The sequence below is a fragment of the Streptomyces sp. NPDC051578 genome, from assembly GCF_044454045.1.
GTDB lineage: Bacteria > Actinomycetota > Actinomycetes > Streptomycetales > Streptomycetaceae > Streptomyces.
Map to the genome: position 1 here is coordinate 158,430 of NZ_JBITDH010000007.1, position 18,621 is coordinate 177,050.

Annotated in this window: 15 protein-coding genes; 11 read left to right on the forward strand and 4 right to left on the reverse strand. The window is 72.6% G+C overall.

The features are described 5' to 3' along the window. The first annotated feature begins 505 nt into the window (after positions 1-505). The 9 genes from ACIA6C_RS25970 to ACIA6C_RS26010 all read left to right on the forward strand — a co-directional run bounded on the left by ACIA6C_RS25970 (position 506) and on the right by ACIA6C_RS26010 (position 12,703). On the forward strand, positions 506-2,056 hold the full coding sequence (locus ACIA6C_RS25970; RefSeq protein ID WP_399279525.1) for a ubiquitin-like domain-containing protein: 1,551 nt from the start codon (positions 506-508) through the stop codon (positions 2,054-2,056). Then, the gene (gene rsmA / locus ACIA6C_RS25975; RefSeq protein ID WP_361137187.1) at positions 2,053-2,955 is read left to right on the forward strand and encodes a 16S rRNA (adenine(1518)-N(6)/adenine(1519)-N(6))-dimethyltransferase RsmA; all 903 of its coding nucleotides are present in this window, start codon (positions 2,053-2,055) and stop codon (positions 2,953-2,955) included. Before ACIA6C_RS25970 ends, rsmA begins: the two co-directional genes overlap by 4 nt. A gap of 68 nt (positions 2,956-3,023) precedes the next feature. Next, positions 3,024-3,941 (forward strand): 4-(cytidine 5'-diphospho)-2-C-methyl-D-erythritol kinase, encoded by a 918-nt coding sequence (locus ACIA6C_RS25980; protein ID WP_399279527.1) that lies wholly within the window; start codon positions 3,024-3,026, stop codon positions 3,939-3,941. A gap of 55 nt (positions 3,942-3,996) precedes the next feature. Further along, complete coding sequence (locus tag ACIA6C_RS25985; protein WP_361137186.1) at positions 3,997-5,805, forward strand: ABC-F family ATP-binding cassette domain-containing protein; 1,809 nt, start codon at positions 3,997-3,999, stop codon at positions 5,803-5,805. Between the two features lie 158 nt (positions 5,806-5,963). Beyond that, positions 5,964-7,640 carry a PQQ-binding-like beta-propeller repeat protein gene (locus ACIA6C_RS25990; protein ID WP_399279337.1) on the forward strand — a complete coding sequence of 559 codons (1,677 nt, stop codon included), beginning with the start codon at positions 5,964-5,966 and terminating at the stop codon, positions 7,638-7,640. A gap of 43 nt (positions 7,641-7,683) precedes the next feature. Further along, positions 7,684-9,456, forward strand: a complete 1,773-nt coding sequence (locus ACIA6C_RS25995; protein WP_399279339.1) for a PQQ-binding-like beta-propeller repeat protein — start codon at positions 7,684-7,686, stop codon at positions 9,454-9,456. Positions 9,457-9,585: 129 nt separating this feature from the next. Next, positions 9,586-10,287 (forward strand): LuxR C-terminal-related transcriptional regulator, encoded by a 702-nt coding sequence (locus ACIA6C_RS26000; protein ID WP_361137183.1) that lies wholly within the window; start codon positions 9,586-9,588, stop codon positions 10,285-10,287. A 147-nt stretch (positions 10,288-10,434) separates the two neighbouring features. After that, entirely contained in the window at positions 10,435-11,394 is a 960-nt protein-coding gene (gene galE, locus ACIA6C_RS26005) for a UDP-glucose 4-epimerase GalE (RefSeq protein ID WP_399279341.1), read from the forward strand. Between the two features lie 535 nt (positions 11,395-11,929). Continuing rightward, a complete protein-coding gene (locus ACIA6C_RS26010) occupies positions 11,930-12,703 on the forward strand; it encodes a LuxR C-terminal-related transcriptional regulator (RefSeq protein WP_399279343.1) in 774 nt (257 codons plus the stop codon). On the opposite strand, the gene ACIA6C_RS26015 is transcribed toward ACIA6C_RS26010, so the two are convergent. Continuing rightward, positions 12,662-13,159: a MarR family winged helix-turn-helix transcriptional regulator gene (locus ACIA6C_RS26015; protein ID WP_136213571.1), complete on the reverse strand. Its 498-nt coding sequence runs from the start codon at positions 13,157-13,159 to the stop codon at positions 12,662-12,664. The two genes, ACIA6C_RS26010 and ACIA6C_RS26015, sit on opposite strands and share 42 nt — an antisense overlap. 176 nt (positions 13,160-13,335) lie before the next feature. Between ACIA6C_RS26015 and ACIA6C_RS26020 the strand changes: the two genes are divergently transcribed. Further along, positions 13,336-14,193 (forward strand): trans-aconitate 2-methyltransferase, encoded by an 858-nt coding sequence (locus ACIA6C_RS26020; RefSeq protein ID WP_399279345.1) that lies wholly within the window; start codon positions 13,336-13,338, stop codon positions 14,191-14,193. Between the two features lies 1 nt (position 14,194). Then, positions 14,195-14,557, forward strand: a complete 363-nt coding sequence (locus ACIA6C_RS26025; protein ID WP_399279347.1) for a glyoxalase — start codon at positions 14,195-14,197, stop codon at positions 14,555-14,557. Positions 14,558-14,620: 63 nt separating this feature from the next. Here ACIA6C_RS26025 and ACIA6C_RS26030 read toward each other — a convergent pair whose 3' ends face one another. From ACIA6C_RS26030 to ACIA6C_RS26040, 3 genes are all read right to left on the reverse strand, one after another. Further along, the gene (locus tag ACIA6C_RS26030) at positions 14,621-16,414 is read right to left on the reverse strand and encodes an FG-GAP repeat domain-containing protein (RefSeq protein ID WP_399279349.1); all 1,794 of its coding nucleotides are present in this window, start codon (positions 16,412-16,414) and stop codon (positions 14,621-14,623) included. Between the two features lie 192 nt (positions 16,415-16,606). Next, the gene (locus ACIA6C_RS26035) at positions 16,607-17,284 is read right to left on the reverse strand and encodes a TetR/AcrR family transcriptional regulator (protein ID WP_366080163.1); all 678 of its coding nucleotides are present in this window, start codon (positions 17,282-17,284) and stop codon (positions 16,607-16,609) included. Beyond that, positions 17,281-18,261, reverse strand: a complete 981-nt coding sequence (locus ACIA6C_RS26040; RefSeq protein ID WP_366080164.1) for a fatty acid desaturase — start codon at positions 18,259-18,261, stop codon at positions 17,281-17,283. The genes ACIA6C_RS26035 and ACIA6C_RS26040 overlap by 4 nt, the downstream gene beginning before the upstream one ends. Between the last annotated feature and the right edge of the window lie 360 nt (positions 18,262-18,621).

An 18,621-nucleotide genomic window follows, 5' to 3' on the forward strand; every position in this document is an offset into this window, starting at 1 on the left:
GGTCCCGTCCTGGACCTCCCCGCCCCCCTGGCCCGCGCCCCCGGCCGCCCCGGGCGAAGGCCCGCCGCAGGCCCCCTACGCCGACCGGTACGGCATCCCCGCCGATACCCGCTACGGCGGCCCGTACAGCGGCCCTGACGAGACGCCGTACGCCACCCGCGGTGACGGCCAGCTCGATGGCCGGGACGCCACCCACCGCGACGGCCCTTACGGTGGCTGGGACGGCGGCCACCGGGACGGCCCGTACGGGCGCCAAGGCGCCGGTCGGGGGGACGCCCCGCACGGGGGCCAGCGCGGGGGCCGTGACGAGGCGCCCTACGCCACCCACCGCGACGGCCCGCTCGGGGGCCAGGGCGCCGAGCCGGGGGACAGGCCGCTCGGTGGTCGGGACGCCACCCACCGCGACGGCCCTTACGGTGGCTGGGACGGCGGCCACCGGGACGGCCCCCCGTACGAGCGCCAGGGCGGCGCCCGCGGTGACGGCCGAGCCGCCGTCCGGGCCGACCTGCCGGCCGCCGTCCTGGCCGACGGTCCGTACGCCACCCACCGCGAGGCCGCGTCGGCGTCGGCCGGGCCGTACGAAGCCCCCCGCGGCAGCGCGCTCAGCGATCTCCTCGGCCCCCGCGGTGAGCCGGGACGCCCCGCGCCCGCGGAGGCGGACCCCGCCGTCCCGGGACCCCGTTCCGCGCGGCGCCGCAAGGGCCGGGGGCGCACCGCCGCCCCCCACGAGGACCCGTACCGCTCCCCGGCGGAGGAGCCCCCGGGGCCCGGCCGGCGCCGCCGTCCGGAAGTCGGCGGCCCCGCCACCGGCTGGCCCCCCGCCGAGACCGGTCCCGGGCGCCGCCGCCGGAGCGAGAGCCCGCCGCCCGCCCCGGCCCCGACCGGCACCGGCACCGGCACCGGCACCGGCAGACGCCGCGCCGCCCCCGTCACCGCCCCCGTGACCGCCGCCGCACCGCACGGCCCCGACCACTGGCGCCGCATCGTCCCGCAGGCCCTGGTCGTCGCCTTCCTCGCGGGCGGCACCACCGCGTTCGTCGCCGCCGACAAGACGGTCCGCCTCACCGTCGACGGCGTCCCCCGTACCCTCCACACCTTCGCCGATGGCGTCGACGAACTGCTCGCCGCCGAACACCTCGGCGTCGGCCCCCACGACCTCGTCGCCCCCGGCCGGGACACCGCCCTCGAAGACGGCGAGGAGGTCGTCGTCCGCTACGGGCGCCCCCTCCACCTCACCCTCGACGGAACGCCCCGCCAGGTGTGGACCACCTCCCGCACCGTCGAAGGCGCCCTGCGCCAGCTCGGCGTCCGCGCCGAAGGCGCCTACCTCTCCGCCGCCCCCGCCACCGTCGTACCGCGTGCCGGACTCGCCCTCACCGTCCGCACCGAACGCGGCGTCACCTTCATGGCCGACGGCCACGAGACCACCATCCGCACCAACGCCGCGACCGTCCGCGAGGCCCTCGACCAGGCCGGCATCACCCTGCGCGGCCAGGACACCACCTCCGTCGCCCCGGAGTCCTTCCCGCGCGACGGGCAGACCGTCACCGTGCTGCGCGTCACCGGCACCCGCGAGGTCCGCGAGGAACGCATCCCGTTCGAGACGGAGCGCGCCGAGGACGACAGCCTGTTCGCCGGCACCGAGCTGGTGGAACGGGCCGGCCGGCCCGGCGCCCGCCGGGTCACCTACAGCCTGCGCACCGTCAACGGCGTACAGGAGAAGCCCCGCCGGATCTCCGACGAGGTGATCCGCGAGCCCGTCACCCAGCTCGTCAAGGTCGGCACCAAGCCGCTGCCGACCTCCGTGGCGGGCGCCGACGACCTCGACTGGAACGCCCTGGCCCAGTGCGAATCCGGCGGCCGGCCCTCCGCCACCGACGCCTCGGGAACCTACGGCGGGCTGTACCAGTTCGACGTGAGCACCTGGCAGAGCCTCGGCGGCAGCGGACGGCCCCAGGACGCCTCCGGCGCGGAGCAGACGTACCGGGCCAAGAAGCTCTACGTGCAGCGGGGGGCGACTCCCTGGCCGCACTGCGGCCGTAGGCTTTACCGGTGAGCACCGCAGAGCAGCAGCCCAACGAGACACCTTCCGACGCCCTCCTCGGACCCGCCGACATCCGGGAACTGGCCGCCGTACTCGGCGTCCGGCCGACGAAGCAGAAGGGCCAGAACTTCGTCATCGACGCCAACACGGTCCGCCGGATCGTCCGCACCGCCGAGGTGCGGCCGGACGACGTGGTCGTGGAGGTCGGGCCGGGTCTGGGTTCCCTCACGCTCGCTCTGCTGGAGGCCGCGGACCGGGTCACCGCCGTCGAGATCGACGACGTCCTCGCCGCGGCGCTGCCCGCCACCATCGAGGCGCGGATGCCCGCGCGCAAGGACCGCTTCGCGCTCGTGCACTCCGACGCGATGCTCGTCACCGAGCTGCCCGGCCCCGCGCCGACCGCGCTCGTCGCGAACCTGCCGTACAACGTGGCCGTGCCCGTCCTGCTCACCATGCTCGACCGCTTCCCGAGCATCGAGCGGACACTGGTGATGGTGCAGGCGGAGGTCGCCGACCGGCTCGCCGCCGAGCCGGGCAACAAGGTGTACGGGGTGCCGTCCGTCAAGGCCAACTGGTACGCGCACGTCAAGCGGGCCGGGTCCATCGGCCGCAAGGTGTTCTGGCCCGCCCCCAACGTCGACTCCGGACTGGTCTCGCTGGTCCGCCGGTCCGAGCCGATCAAGACCACCGCCTCCAAGGCGGAGGTCTTCGCGGTCGTCGACGCCGCCTTCGCACAGCGCCGCAAGACCCTGCGCGCCGCCCTCGCCGGCTGGGCCGGCTCCGCCGCGGGCGCCGAGGCCGCCCTCGTCGCCGCGGGCGTCTCCCCGCAGGCCCGCGGGGAGTCCCTGACGGTGGAGGAGTTCGCCGCGATCGCCGAGCACAAGCCCGCTGCCGAGAGGCCCGCCCTGTGAGCCGCGCCGCGAACCACCCCGCGGACCGCTCCCCGAGCCGGCCCGCGGGCGACTGCGACAGCCGCGCCGTGACCGTACGGGTCCCCGCGAAGGTCAACGTCCGCCTCGCGGTGGGCGCCGCCCGGCCCGACGGCTTCCACGACCTGGCGAACGTGTTCCTCGCCGTGTCCCTGTACGACGAGGTCACCGCCGCCCCCGCCGACGCGCTGACGGTGACCTGCGAGGGCCCCGACGCCGACCAGGTGCCCCTGGACCGCAGCAACCTCGCCGCCCGTGCCGCCGAGATCCTCGCCGGGCGCAGCGGCCTCAGCCCGTCCGTGCACCTCCACATCGCGAAGAACATCCCCGTCGCGGGCGGCATGGCCGGAGGCAGCGCGGACGGCGCCGCCGCCCTGCTGGCCTGCGACGAACTGTGGGGCCTGGACACCCCGCGCGCGGAGCTGCTGGACATCTGCGCCGAGCTGGGCAGCGACGTGCCGTTCAGCCTGGTCGGCGGGGCGGCGCTCGGCACGGGCCGCGGGGAGGTCCTCACGCCGGTGGCCGCGGGAACCTTCCACTGGGTGTTCGCGGTCGCCGACGGCGGGCTGTCGACCCCGGCCGTGTTCCGCGAGTTCGACCGCCTCACCGCCGGGCAGGACGTCCCCGCCCCGCAGGCCTCCCCGGCCCTGCTGGAGGCCCTCGCCTCGGGCGACCCCGACGCGCTCGCAGCGACCTTGGCCAACGACCTCCAGCCCGCCGCCCTGTCGTTGCGGCCGGGGCTCGCCGACACCCTCGCGGCGGGCACCGGCGCCGGAGCCCTGGCCGCCCTGGTCTCCGGATCCGGTCCCACCACCGCGTTCCTGGTCCGCGACGCGCAGTCCGCCTCCACGGTCGCCGCCGCCCTCGAAGCCTCCGGAACCTGCCGCACCACCCGCGTCGCCGACGGCCCCGCCCCGGGAGCCACCGTCGTCTCCGCGCCGTCCGGGAGGGTTAGGCTGAGGGGCTGATCCACACCCTCTCCCGGACACCGGCCGGGGGGACCCCGCACCTGGAGCGCGTCTGATGGCCGTCAATCTGGTCAATGTCGAGGCAGTCAGCAAGGTGTACGGCACCCGTACCCTGCTCGACGGCATCTCCCTCGGCGTGTCCGAGGGAGACCGCATCGGTGTCGTCGGCCGCAACGGCGACGGCAAGACCACCCTCATCCGGATGCTCGCCAAGCTGGAGGAACCCGACACCGGCCGCGTCACCCAGTCCGGCGGCCTGCGCATGGGCGTCCTCACCCAGCACGACTCCCTCGACCCGCAGGCCACCGTCCGCCACGAGATCATCGGCGACATGGCCGACCACGAGTGGGCCGGCGACGCCAAGATCCGCGACGTGCTGACCGGTCTCTTCGGCGGCCTCGACCTGCCCGGCTTCGGGCAGGGCCTCGACACCGTCATCGGCCCCCTCTCCGGCGGTGAGCGCCGGCGCATCGCCCTCGCCAAGCTCCTCATCGCCGAGCAGGACCTCCTCGTCCTCGACGAGCCCACGAACCACCTCGACGTCGAAGGCATCTCCTGGCTGGCCAAGCACCTCCAGGAACGCCGCTCCGCGCTCGTCTGCGTCACCCACGACCGCTGGTTCCTCGACCAGGTCTGCACCCGCATGTGGGACGTCCAGCGCGGAGCCGTCCACGAGTACGAGGGCGGCTACAGCGACTACGTCTTCGCCCGCGCCGAACGCGAACGGATTGCCGCCACCGAGGAGTCCAAGCGGCAGAACCTCATGCGCAAGGAGCTGGCCTGGCTGCGCCGCGGCGCCCCGGCCCGCACCTCCAAGCCGCGCTACCGCATCGAGGCCGCCAACGAGCTGATCGCCGACGTACCGCCGCCGCGCGACACGTCCGAGCTGATGCGCTTCGCCAACGCCCGCCTGGGCAAGACGGTCTTCGACCTGGAAGACGTCACCGTGCAGGCCGGCCCCAAGGTCCTCCTCAAGCAGCTCACCTGGCACCTCGGCCCCGGCGACCGCGTCGGCCTCGTCGGCGTCAACGGCGCCGGCAAGACCTCCCTGCTGCGCGCCCTCGCCGCGGCCGCCCGCACCCAGGGCGAGGAGCAGCCCGCGGGCGGCAGCATCACCGTCGGCAAGACCGTCAGGCTGGCCTACCTCTCCCAGGAGGTCGGCGAACTCGACCCGTCGCTGCGCGTGCTGGAGGCCGTCCAGCGCGTCCGCGACCGCGTCGACCTCGGCAAGGGCCGCGAGATGACCGCCGGTCAGCTCTGCGAGCAGTTCGGGTTCACCAAGGAGAAGCAGTGGACGCCGGTCGGCGACCTCTCCGGCGGCGAACGCCGGCGCCTGCAGATCCTGCGCCTGCTGATGGACGAGCCCAACGTCCTCTTCCTCGACGAGCCGACCAACGACCTCGACATCGAGACCCTGACCCAGCTGGAGGACCTCCTCGACGGCTGGCCCGGCTCGATGATCGTCATCTCCCACGACCGGTTCTTCATCGAGCGCACCACGGACACCGTGATGGCGCTGCTCGGTGACGCGAGCCTGCGGATGCTGCCGCGCGGCCTGGACGAGTACCTGGAGCGCCGCCGGGCGATGATCGAGGCCGCCGCGCCGGCGCCCGCACCCGCCGCCAAGTCCGCCTCGGCGGGCACCGCGACGTCCAAGGACGGGCGCGCCGCGAAGAAGGAACTGCAGAAGATCGAGCGGCAGCTCAACAAGATGTCGGACCGCGAGTCGAACCTGCACGCGCAGATCGCCGAGAACTCCACCGACTACGACAAGGTCGCCAAGCTCGACGCGGAACTGCGTGAACTCATCGCAGAACGGGACGAGTTGGAGATGCGCTGGCTGGAGCTGGCCGAAGAGGCCTGATCCGGCCACCGCCGGTCGCCCGCCGACCGGATAACGGCCACGTCACGGGCCGGTCCTCCCTTGGGAACAGGGCGTGGACCGGCCCGATGTATGCGCGACGTCAGTGATAGAAAGGTCATTCTCCCGTCACGACCGTCCCACGCCGAAGGTATGCGCTGATGACCGAGCCGCCCCAGCCGCCGCCGAACCAGCCGCCACCGCCTTCCGGTTACGGCCACCTGCCCGGACCGCCGCAGCACGGGTACGTTCCGCCGCCGGGCGAGAACCCGTACGCCCGGCAGCCCGCGACGGCCCCGCAGCAGCACGTCCCGCAGCCCCCCTCGCACCAGCAGTTCCCGCAGCCCGGCTACGGCTACCCGCCGCCGCCCCCCGGCGCGCCGCAGCGCCTGCCGGGCGCGCCCGGTGGCCCCGGCGGTCCGGGCAACCGCAAGCGGGTCGTCGTCATCGCGGCGGCCGTGGCGGCCGCGCTCGTCCTGGGCACCGGTGCGTACTTCGCCTTCGGCCGGGACGGCGGCGACGTCCCCCGACCGCCCGTCGCGCAGGGCAGTGCGTCCGCCGACGACAAGCCGTCCGGCTCGCCCTCCGCCGACACGGGCGACGGCAGCGGCACCGGCGCGGGCGACCACGAGGACTTCAACGCGGGCCGCGCGCCCGGCGAGGACAAGGTCCTCTGGTACAAGAGCGCGAAGATCGACGGCCCGGGCGCCGGCATCCCCGCCAAGGGCCAGTGGGTCGTCGGCGACTTCGCCGTCAAGGCGGTCGGCAAGTCCCTCGTCGGCTACCAGGTCACCGACGGCAAGCAGAAGTGGAAGCTCGACCTCCCCTCCGACATCTGCGGCACCACCGACCAGACGACCGGCGACGGCAAGACGGCGGTCCTGCTCAAGCAGGACGACAGCGCCACCGCCGACTGCAACCAGCTCAAGCTGGTCGACCTCAAGTCGGGCAAGGAGGGCTGGACGAAGACCGTCGAGCAGCAGAACCTCTTCGACACCGCCATCAGCGCCTACCCGAGCATCGTCGGCGACACCGTCACCGTCAACCGCCTCATCTCCAGCACCGCCTACAAGATCAGCACCGGTGACAAGCTCTTCACCGGCAACGTTCCCGAGGGCTGCAAGCCGCACGCCTACGTCGGCGGCGGCACCAAGATGATCGGGATCGCCACCTGCGAGGACGCCGACCGCACCGTCGAAGTCCAGGGCGTCGACCCGGCCACCGGCAAGAAGGGCTGGACCTACCGCCTGCCCAAGGGCTTCACCGTCAGCAGCGTCTACTCCGTGGACCCCCTTGTCATCGACGTCGGCAACCGCGACACCAAGGAACGGGCCGTCCTCTCCCTGGGCCCCGACGGGCAGAAGCGGGCCAGCATGTCCGCCGAAGGCTCGTTCAGCGTCTGCCCCGGGGGCGACGAGGGCCGCCAGGGCTGCGGAACCTCCGCCGTCGCCGACGACACCCTGTACCTGGCGACCGCGTCCGCGACGGGCGGCAAGTCCAACGAGATCGTCGCCTTCGACCTGGGCACCGGCAAGGCGAAGTGGCGCGCCCCCTCCGGGGACAACACCGTCCTCGCCCCGCTGGGAGCGGAGAACGGCCGGCTCATCGCCTACCGCAAGAGCCTGTCCTCCGACAAGGGCGGCGAGATCGTCGCCGTCCCGGCCGCCGGCGGCAGTCCGACCGTGCTGCTGCACAATCCGTCGGGAGCCGCCTCGAAGGTCGAGAGCGCGTTCTACTCCCCGGAGCTCGACTACGTGGACGGCCGGTTCTTCCTGTCCGTCACCCGTCTGCAGGCCGACGGCAAGGACGAGAAGCTCCTGATGGCCTTCGGCAAGTGAACGAGTCCACCGAGCCGCCCACCGAGAGGCAGTAGATCCCCCCATGAGCACGCCCAGCACCCCGCCCCCGCCCAACCAGCCGCCGCCCGGCGGCTACGGCGCGCCCCCGCCCCCGCCCAACCAGCCACCGCCCGGCGGCTACGGCGCGCCCCCGCCGCCGAACCAGCCGCCCCAGGGCGGGTACGGCGCGCCCCCGCCGGTCCCGCCCGCGGCGCCGCCGGTCCCGCAGCAGCCCCCGGCCGCCCCGCCCGGGCAGCCCTCGTACGGCTACCCCCCGCAGGCACCGGCCGGCTACGGCTACCCGCAGCAGCCCGCCGGCTATCCCACGGCACCGCACCAGGCCGTCGGCCAGGGCGGAGCGGGCGGTGGCGACAAGCGCACCCAGCTGATGATCGTCGGCGCCGCGCTGCTGGCCATCGTCCTCATCGTCAGCGGCGGATTCTGGTACGTCTCCGGTCAGGACAACGGCGGCGGTAACCCGCCCACCGCCAACGGCGGCGGCCCCAGCGGCAACACGGGCAACAACAAGGGCCCGGCGCCCTCGGGCGGCACGGAGAAGGTGCCCGCCAACACCAAGTCCCGGACCCTGGTCAACGTCCCCAGCCCCGCGCCCGACGACGTCGTCTCCGTCGACGGCTCCTGGCTGACCGACACCACCTACGTCAAGTCCGACGTGGCCAAGGTCGTCGGCTACAACCTCGTCGACGGCGGCAAGAAGTGGGAGATCCCGCTCCCCGCCCAGATCTGCGGCGCGACCAAGCACGTCAGCGGCAACAAGACGGCCATCCTCTTCCAGGAGGGCATGGCCAACGACAGCAACAAGTACCCCCGGTGCACCCAGGTCGGCGTCATCGACCTCGACGCCGGCAAGCTCGTCTGGTCCGGCACCGCCAAGTCCCAGACCAACGGCGACAAGCCCGTGCCGTTCACCGAGGTCACCCTCAGCGGCCAGACCGTCGCCGCGGGCGGCCTGAGCGGCGGCGCGGCCTGGAACCTCGCCGACGGCGCGCCGCTGTGGACGCCCAAGCCCGACGCGGACGGCTGCTACGACCTCGGCTACGCGGGCGGCGAAGCCCTCGCCGTCCTGCGCAAGTGCGGCCGCGAGCCCAACCAGACCCTCTACGCGCAGTCCCTCGACCCCACCACGGGCGCGCCGAAGGCCTCGTACAAGCTGGCCCCCGGCATCGAGTGGGCGGGCATCATCTCCACCAAGCCGCTCATCGTCGCCGCCAACGTCGGCAACACCGCCAAGAACGCCACCAACGTCAGCGACCTCTTCGTCATCGACGACGCCGGCCAGCTCAAGTCCCGCATCGGGCTCTCCAGCGGCAACTACGCGCCCGACTGCCCCGCCACCGAGGTCGAGCAGTGCTCCGGCATGGTCGTCGGCAACGGCAAGGTCTACATCCCCACCTACGAGCACCAGGGCGCGTCCTCCTCCGTCGGCCGCACCAACGAACTGGTCTCCTTCGACCTGGAGACCGGCAAGGGCACCACCGACCGCGCCGACGCCGGTGAGCGGTACACGATGTTCCCGCTGCGCATGGACGGGTCGAACATCATCGCCTACAAGGAGCCCCCGTACGACGGAGGCGGCCAGATCGTCAGCATCGACGGCAAGACGATGAAGCAGACCGTCCTGATGCAGAACCCGTCGGACAAGGCCGTCCACAGCGCCGAGACGCAGTTCGTGGTCGACCACTCGGAGTTCCGCTACCACAACGGGCACTTGTTCATCGCCCGCACGATGGTCCGCAAGCCCTACTCCAGCACCAGCGAACCCGAGCACCTGTTCGTGTCCTTCGTCGCCAACTGACCGCACCACCCCCCGCGCGAAAGCCCCCGGACGACCCCACGCTTCCGGGGGCTTTCGCGCGGTAACCGCCGCGCCCCGTCGAACAAGCGTGTAGCTTGCCGGGTCAGGAGGAACGGGGAGGGTGCCCTGATGGGCGTACGGGTCATGGTGGTCGACGAACACCGCCTGCTGGCCGAGGCGCTCGCCTCGGCCCTCAAACTGCGCGGCCACCGGGTCCTCGCCGCCGCCGCGCCGGCCGCCGGGGCGGCCGAGCTGGTCATCAGCCGCGCCCCCGAGGTCTGCCTCTTCGGTACCGCCACCCCCGCGGAGCCGGCCGTCTTCGAACCCGTCGTCCGCATCAGGCGCGAGCGCCCGCAGATCGCCGTCGTGGTCCTCGGCCCGGTGCCGAACCCGCGCGGGATCGCCGCCGCCTTCGCCGCGGGCGCCTGCGGGTACGTACGCCACGACGAGCGCATCGAGGGCGTGGAACGGGCCCTGGCCAAGGCGCGCGCGGGGGAGGTGGCCGTCTCCCCGCAGCTGCTGCAGAGCGCCTTCGCGGAACTGCTCAACCCCGCCGCCCAGCCCGACGACGAGGGCAGCCGGCTGCTGCGGCTGCTCACGCCGCGCGAGGTGGAGGTGCTGGTACGGGTCGCGGAGGGCGAGGACACCCGGCTCATCGCGGCCGGCATGGCCATCGCGCCGAGCACGGCCCGTACGCACGTCCAGCGGGTCCTGATGAAGCTGGGCGTGGGCTCGCGGCTGGAGGCGGCCGCGCTGGCCGCCCGTACCGGCCTCCTGGACCGGGCCGCGCCGCCCGCACCGCCGGTGTGGCCGCCGTCCGCCGAGACCTGAGATTCCCGGGCCCAGGGGGCTCGCGGGGCCCGCGATACGGGCGATTGCGGGCACGGCGCCCCCGCGGATTTCCCCGGAGGCGTGCGATCCGGTAAGCCGGACCCTGCACGCTTTCCCGCGTGCGTTCCCCCGCGAGAGGCAGCAGCAGTGAGCAAGTACCTGGTCACGGGCGGCGCCGGATACGTGGGCGGCGTCGTCGCCGCCCACCTCCTGGAAGCCGGCCACGAGGTGACCGTCCTCGACAACTTCTCCACCGGCTTCGGCGAGGGCGTCCCCGCTGGCGCCACCCTGATCGAGGGGCGGATCCAGGACGCCGCCGAGCACCTGGACCCCTCCTTCGACGCCGTACTGCACTTCGCGGCCTCCTCGCAGGTCGGCGAGTCCGTCGTGAACCCCGGCAAGTACTGGGACAACAACGTCGGCGGCACCCTCGCCCTGCTGAACGCGATGCGCGCGGCGGGCGTGCGCAAGCTCGTCTTCTCCTCCACCGCCGCCACCTACGGCGAGCCCACCGAAGGCCTGCTGACGGAGACGTCGGTGACCGCGCCGACCAACCCCTACGGTGCCTCCAAGCTCGCCGTCGACCACATGATCGCGGGGGAGTGCGTGGCGCACGGCCTGGCCGCGGTGTCGCTGCGCTACTTCAACGTGGCGGGCGCCTACGGCGAGTTCGGCGAGCGGCACGACCCCGAGACGCACCTGATCCCGCTGGTCCTCCAGGTCGCGCTCGGACAGCGCGAGTCCATCTCGGTGTTCGGGGACGACTACCCGACCCCCGACGGCACCTGCATCCGCGACTACATCCACGTCGCGGACCTCGCGCAGGCCCACCTGTCGGCGCTGCGCGTCGCCACCGAGGGCGAGCACCTGATCTGCAACCTCGGCAACGGCAGCGGTTTCTCGGTCCGCGAGGTCATAGAGACCGTCCGCAAGGTCACCGGCCGGGAGATCCCCGAGGTCGTCGCCCCGCGCCGCCCGGGCGACCCGGCGGTGCTGGTGGCCTCCGCGCGCACGGCGCACGAGCGCCTCGGCTGGACCCCCACCCGCTCCGACCTCACCGGCATCGTGACCGACGCCTGGAACTTCGCGCGCCGCAGCCACTCCTGACCGGCGCCCCCCTCGGGACCGGCCGTACCCTCCTGACCAGCCCGTATCCGCCGACCGGGCCGACAGTGCCCGCACGGCAGGGGCGCGCGCCGGTTTCCCGCGCGCTGCCGCCGGGCGCCCTACGCGGGCGCCCGGCGTGCGTACGCCGGGTGAACCGGCCTCCGTGCAACTGCCCGTGGCACCCACCGGGCCGGGAACCGGCGGCGAACCGGTACCCGACCGTCGGCCGGACCGTCCGCCGGATCACGCGGATAGGTGAATTCCGGCCAGGCCGACCGCGGTTCGGGGCCTGGGGGCCGGAAAATCCGTCGAAAAACTTCTGCTATTCGGCCATCCGCCGGAGCCCAGCCGCTCTACGCTGATGCGTGACACCGGTGGGGGCCGGTGTTGATTCAGGGGTCGAGATACGCCGGGTACGGCGTCCGCTCCGGGGTAGTGCAGAGATGTCTCGGCGGCGGCCGCGGCTGCTGCGGATCACCACCCGGTCCGGGCGCCGTACCCGCCGTCGTCCGTTCCCCGACCCGTGGGGGTTTTCGTGGTCCGTATCCGCGTTCTCGTCGTCGACGATCACCGCATCTTCGCCGAATCTCTCGCGGCCGCGCTCGCGGCCGAGCCGGACGTGGACGTGTCCGCGGCCGGCAGTGCTCCGGCGGCCGCGCGCTGCCTCGAACGCGCCGCGGCCGAGGGCCGCCGCTTCGACGTCATGCTCGTGGACGCCGACCTGGGCGCCGCCGCGGGGACCGTGCCCGTACAGCGCGCACCGGGCTCCGCACCACCGTCCGCGCCCCCCGGCGCGGACGGGATCGCGCTGGTCGCGAGTGTGCGCACGGCGCATCCGGGGGCGCGTACGGTGGTCCTCGCCGAACGCGACGACCCCCGCCGGGCCGCGCTCGCGCTCCAGGCGGGGGCTTCCGGCTGGGTCGCCAAGGACTGCTCGCTCTCGCGGCTGCTGGCCGTCATCCGCGGGGTCCTGCGGGAGGAGACGCACCTGCCGCCCGCCCTGCTGACCGGGGTGCTGCGGGAGCTGACGGCGGCGCGCAAGCACCGTACGGACAGTGAACGGCTGGTGGAGTCCCTGACGCCGCGCGAGCACGAGGTGCTGCGCTGCATGGTGGCCGGGCTGGGCCGCAAGGACGTGGCGGCGCGGTTGTTCCTGTCCCCGCACACCGTCCGCACCCACATGCAGAACGTCCTGGGCAAGCTCGGGGTGCACTCCACGCTCGCGGCGGTGGCACTGGCCCGGCGGGCCGGCGTGCGGCCGGCGGAGCTAGCCGGGGATGTTGTCGAACGGAGCGGTCAGCCTGCGTAGCAGCGCCGCGAGGTCACCGCGCTGGCCCTGGGAGAGCTGGGCGAGGATGGCGCGTTCCTGCGCCAGCAGCCCGGCCAGGGACTGGTCGGCGCGGTCGCGGCCCTCCGGGGTCAGCCGGACCAGTACGCCGCGCCGGTCGCTGGGGTCGGGAAGCCGCTCCACCAGGCCTTTCTTCGCGAGGCGGTCGATGCGGTTGGTCATGGTGCCCGAGGTGACCAGGGTCTGGGTCAGGAGCTGGCCGGGGGAGAGCTGGTACGGGGCGCCAGCGCGGCGCAGCGAGGTGAGGACGTCGAACTCCCAGGGCTCCAGGCCGTGCTCGGAGAAGGCCAGCCTGCGGGCGCGGTCGAGGTGGCGGGCGAGCCGGCTCACCCGGCTCAGCACTTCGAGCGGTTCAACGTCGAGGTCAGGGCGTTCTCGCCGCCATGCCGCGACCAGTCGGTCGACCTCGTCCTCCATGCCGATCAGTGTAAGGGGTCTGTCGACGTGAAGTCTCTTCAATTCAAGGATCTTGGGTGCTGGATACCTCGATATCGAGTATCTTGACATCAAGATATATATTGGGCCAGGATGGGAATGGAGGGGGCCGGACGGCTTCCGCTTCCAACCGCCCCACCAGCAGGGAGGCTTCGCACATGCACTCCGATACCGCCCCGGCCCCGACGCCCCTCGTCGCCGCTTCCGTGGCACCCGTCTGGGACCCCCAGCAGTACCTCCGGCACGCCGGGCACCGTACGCGCCCCTTTCTCGACCTGCTGACGCGCATACCCGAGCTCCCCACCACCCCCGCACGCATCGCCGACCTCGGCTGCGGACCCGGCAACGTCACCGCCCTGCTCGCCGACCGCTGGCCCCAGGCCCGCATCACCGGCTTCGACCTCTCCCCGGAGATGCTCCGCCGCGCCGCCCAGGACCACGCCGGACCCACCCCCGGCGGCGGCCACCTGGACTTCGCGCACGCCGACCTCGCCCTCTGGCACCCGGAGGAGTCCTACGACCTGATCGTCTCCAACGCCGCCCTCCAGTGGGTGCCCAACCACCCCGGCTCCTTCGCGGCCTGGATCAACGCACTGCGGCCCGGCGGCACCTTCGCCTTCCAGATCCCCGGCAACTTCACCGCGCCCAGCCACCGGATGCTCGCCGACCTGTGCGACACGCCGCGCTGGCGCGACCGCCTCGCCGGCCACGGCGCGCGCTACGTCCACATCCTCGAACCCGCCGAATACCTCGCCCGCTTCACCGAACTCGGCTGCGCCGTCGACGTCTGGGAGACCACCTACCACCAGATGCTGTCCGGGCCCGACCCGGTGCTCGACTGGGTCAAGGGCACCGCCCTGCGGCCCGTCCTGACCGAACTCGGCGACGACAAGGAGGCCATCGACTCCTTCCTCGCCGAATACCGCGAAGCCCTGCGCGCCGCCTACCCGCCGGGCCCCCGCGGCACCGTGTTCCCCTTCCGCCGCATCTTCGCCGTCGCCCGCAAGGAGGCCTGAGGTGCTCAGCGCACTCGACCACGTCCAACTCGCGGCCCCGGCCGGCTCCGAGGACCTCCTGCGCCGCTACTACACCGACGCCCTCGGCATGACCGAGCTGCCCAAACCGCCCGCCCTCGCCGCCCGCGGCGGCTGCTGGTTCGCCGCCGGGCCCGTACAGCTCCACCTCGGCATCGAGGACGACTTCCGCCCCGCCCGCAAAGCCCACCCGGGCCTGCGGGTCTGCGGGATCGAGGCGTACGCGGGCCGGCTCCGCGACCACGGAGCCGACGTCCACTGGGACACCGCCCTGCCCGGCCGCAAGCGGTTCTTCTCCCACGACCCGGTCGGCAACCGCCTCGAATTCCTCGAACCCACCCCGTGAACACGACGGCGCCCCGTCACCGCATTTCCGGTGACGGGGCGCCGTGGCGTGCTGACCGGCGGGCTAGCCGATGCTGCGGTAGGTCATGTTGCCGCGGAACATGACGTGCGGGGTGAGGACCTCGCTGCCGAACAGGCTGTGGCCGCCTTCCATGCGGAACGCGTTGCCGCCGGCGTCGACGAGGACCAGGTCCGCCTTGCCGTCACCGGTGAGGTCGCCGGGCGAGACGACGTCCTTGAAGCCGCCCATGAACCCGTAGACCAGCCAGCGGGTGCCGAACGGTGCCGAGGCCTTGCCGGTGCCCGGGTGGAAGTACAGACCGCCGGTGTTGTCGATGCCGACCATGTCGGCGAAGCCGTCACCGTTGAAGTCGCCGGCGGCGAGCTGCTTGTACTGGTCCCAGCCGCCGCCGACGTTGATCGGGGCGGCGAAGGCGTTGCCGGTGCCGTTGCCCTGGTGGACGTACAGGTTGCCCCAGATGTCGCGGGTCAGCAGGTCGCCCTTGCCGTCGCCGGAGACGTCACCGCCGCCGAGGACCGCGTTGGTGACGCCCCACCAGTCGCCGGCGATGTTCTGGTTCGTGGTGCGGTTGGTCAGACCCCACTGGTTGAACTGGAACTTGTGGCCCCAGCTGGTCTTGTCCAGGCCGGTGACGCCGACCAGCTTGGAGCCGTCGTCCGGCCAGACGAAGTCGCCGGACTTGCGCGGCTCGAAGAGCGTGCCGTCGCTCTTGTTGTCGTACGACCAGTACTGGCCGGCGGCGTCGACCGTGCCGACGTTGTGCTTGCCGTAGACCGGGGTGATGCCCGCACCGAGGAAGAGCTCGGTGCTCTTCCAGTTCGAGCCGCAGTCGTACTGCTGGCTGAACAGGCCGTTGCCCTCGGAGAAGTGGCAGAACAGGTCACCGGTGGGGGTGACGCCCATCATGTCGGCCTTGCCGTCGCCGTCGATGTCGTCGGCGGCGATGATCTGCGTGTAGCCGGTCCAGCCGGTGGCGATCTGCGTACGCCACTCGAACGGGCTGGCGCCGTTGCCGGTGCCCTTGTGCAGGAACAGCTCGCCCGTGTACGTACGGCCCAGGACGTCTGCGTCGCCGTCGCCGTCGATGTCGCTCAGGCCGACGATCTGGTCGTACTGGTTCCAGCCGCCGCTGACCTTCACCGCGGCCGCGAACGGGTTGGCGAGGTTGCCCGTGCTCTTGTAGTAGTACAGGTCACCGGCCGGCGTACGGGCGATGACGTCGGGGCGGCCGTCCTTGTTCAGGTCGCCCGCCGCGATGACGCGGTTGTACATCTGCCAGCCGGACCCGGTCCAGGTCGGCGCACCGGCGTAGCCGCCGGAGGTCTCGCGGAGCTGGAGCTTGCCGTCGAAGGTGAGCGTGAGGATCTCGGGGTTCCAGCTGCCGCCGACGTTGCCGAGGGCGATGATGTCCTTGACCGTCTCGGTCTCGTCGCCCTGGATGCGGAAGTCGGTGGCGGGGTTGCCCGCGGGAGCGCTGGTCGCGAAGGCGCCGGTGAAGCCGCGCGTGTCGCGGAAGACCAGGTCGCTGAAACCGTCGCCGTCCAGGTCCAGGCGCGGCTGGGAGACGGTTCCGGCGGCGGCCGCCGCGACCCCCTGCGGAGCGGCCGAGCGCGCGCCCTTGTTCGCGGACTTGGCGTTCGGCGCCACCACGCCGGGAGCCGGGGCGGCGGCGTGCGGGACGGCGGCCCGGGGGCCGGTCGACGCCTTGGCCGCGGCGGGTGCCGGGCGGTCCGACGTCTTGCCGGCAGCGGTCGCCTGGCCTACGGAGAGCAGGGTGCCCGCGGAGAGGGCGAGAGCGGTGCAGGCCGCGATGCGGCCGAGGCGCGAAGAGCGCAAGTGGGTTCCCCAGTGACTCGCAGTGGAACCGGGTGGTCATCACGACGGTCGCCGGCGCAGGCCGAGAAGGGCACTGGGCGTCGGGTCGTACTTCCCCCCCGGGAGTGGCCCCACCCTACTGGTGCGTTTCCCGAGGTCAAAGTAGTTTTCCGTACAACCTTTCGACCTGGTGTCGGTCGGGGCGGCGCGGGGTCAGCTCTTGCGGTGGCCCACCAGGCGGGGGCGGGCCTCCAGGTTCTCCAGGCCGTGCCAGGCCAGGTTGACCAGGTGCGCCGCCACCTCGGCCTTCTTCGGACGCCGCGTCTCCAGCCACCACTGGCCCGTCAGCGCCACCATGCCCACCAGCGCCTGCGCGTACAGCGGAGCCAGCTTCGGATCGAAACCCCGCGCCTTGAACTCCAGGCCCAGGATGTCCTCCACCTGCGTGGCGATGTCACTGATCAGCGACGCGAACGTACCCGTCGACTGCGCCACCGGCGAATCACGCACCAGGATCCGGAACCCGTCGGTATAACTCTCGATGTAGTCCAGCAGCGCGAACGCCGCCTGCTCCAGCAGCTCCCGCGGATGCCCGGCCGTCAGCGCCCCCGTCACTCCCTCCAGCAGCTGCCGCATCTCGCGGTCCACGACGACCGCGTACAGCCCTTCCTTGCCCCCGAAGTGCTCGTACACCACCGGCTTCGACACCCCGGCCTTCGCCGCGATCTCCTCCACCGACGTGCCCTCGAAGCCCTTCTCGGCGAACAGCATCCGGCCGATGTCCAGCAGCTGCTGACGTCGCTCCGCCCCCGTCATCCGCACCCGACGGCCACGCCGGGGCTTGTCACCGCTGGAACTACTGCTGCCGTCGATCGCCACGTCCCCCATCATGCCGCGTTCGAAGACATTTCCTTGCGCCGGGCATCGATGCGGGAGGCCGAGGGCCACCGCACGTCAGAGGCCCACCCCAGCTGTTCGAACCAGCGGATCAGCCGCGCACTGGAGTCGACCTGCCCCCGCAGCACGCCGTGGCGCGCCGACGTCGGCTCCGCGTGGTGCAGGTTGTGCCACGACTCGCCGCACGACAGCACCGCGAGCCACCACACGTTCCCCGAACGGTCCCGCGACTTGAACGGACGCCGGCCCACCGCGTGGCAGATCGAATTGATCGACCACGTCACGTGGTGCAACAGCGCGACCCGCACCAGCGAACCCCAGAAGAACGCCGTGAAAGCCCCCCACCACGACATCGTCACCAGACCCCCGACCAGCGGCGGGATCGCCAGCGACACCACCGTCCACAGCACGAAGTCCCGGGAGATCCGCCGGATCGCCGGGTCCTTGATCAGGTCCGGCGCGTACTTCTGCTGGTCCGTCTGCTCCTCATCGAACAGCCATCCGATGTGCGCCCACCACAGCCCCTTCATCAGCGCCGGGACGGTCTCGCCGAACCGCCACGGCGAATGCGGGTCACCCTCGTGATCGGAGAACTTGTGGTGCTTGCGGTGATCCGCCACCCACCGCACCAGCGGCCCCTCCACCGCCATCGAGCCCATCACCGCCAGCACGATCCGCAGCGGCCGCTTCGCCTTGAAGGAACCGTGCGTGAAATAGCGGTGGAAACCGATCGTGACGCCATGGCACGCCAGGAAGTACATGAACACCATCAGGCCCATGTCGAGCCAGCTCACCCCCCAGCCCCACGCCAGCGGGACCGCCGCCAGCAGCGCCACGAACGGCAGGACGATGAACAACAACAGCGCGATCTGCTCGACAGACCGTTTGCTCTCGCCGCCGCGCGTCGCGGACGGCTCACTCGTCGCAGACGGCGCCGAAGCGCCCTCGATCAGATCGTCGGTGATGGCCACAGTGGATCCCCTGGGGGGTGAGGAGACGAAGAGCGCATGATCACGGACCCTACGGTCCCGTAACCTACGGCAACGTAAGTATGGCAAAGCTCGCGCCCGCGGCAAGAGGAGCACGCCCGCCGAGGGGAGCAGGCCCGCGCTGCCGTCCCACGAGCACCGGCCACCTATCCTGGTCACGTCGGACAGCGCGGTCCGCACGGGCAGCCCGGGCTGCGCAGCGGCACCGCCGCGCCCGCCCCGGGAGCCCACCGCCCAGTAGCGCTCGAACACTGCAAGGAGCCGCACCTGTGAGCAGTGCTGACCAGGCCGCCCAGGCCCCCGTCACCCAGGCCCCGGCCACCAAGGCCACCCTCACGCAGG

What these genes read in the sequence shown, in the direction of transcription:
- ACIA6C_RS25990 (WP_399279337.1), top strand. Translation starts at nt 5,964, where the DNA reads ATGACCGAGCCGCCCCAGCCGCCGCCGAACCAGCCGCCACCGCCTTCC.
- ACIA6C_RS26000 (WP_361137183.1), top strand. Translation starts at nt 9,586, where the DNA reads ATGGGCGTACGGGTCATGGTGGTCGACGAACACCGCCTGCTGGCCGAG.
- ACIA6C_RS26015 (WP_136213571.1), bottom strand. Translation starts at nt 13,159, where the DNA reads ATGGAGGACGAGGTCGACCGACTGGTCGCGGCATGGCGGCGAGAACGC.
- ACIA6C_RS25995 (WP_399279339.1), top strand. Translation starts at nt 7,684, where the DNA reads ATGAGCACGCCCAGCACCCCGCCCCCGCCCAACCAGCCGCCGCCCGGC.
- ACIA6C_RS25985 (WP_361137186.1), top strand. Translation starts at nt 3,997, where the DNA reads ATGGCCGTCAATCTGGTCAATGTCGAGGCAGTCAGCAAGGTGTACGGC.
- ACIA6C_RS26035 (WP_366080163.1), bottom strand. Translation starts at nt 17,284, where the DNA reads ATGATGGGGGACGTGGCGATCGACGGCAGCAGTAGTTCCAGCGGTGAC.
- ACIA6C_RS26020 (WP_399279345.1), top strand. Translation starts at nt 13,336, where the DNA reads ATGCACTCCGATACCGCCCCGGCCCCGACGCCCCTCGTCGCCGCTTCC.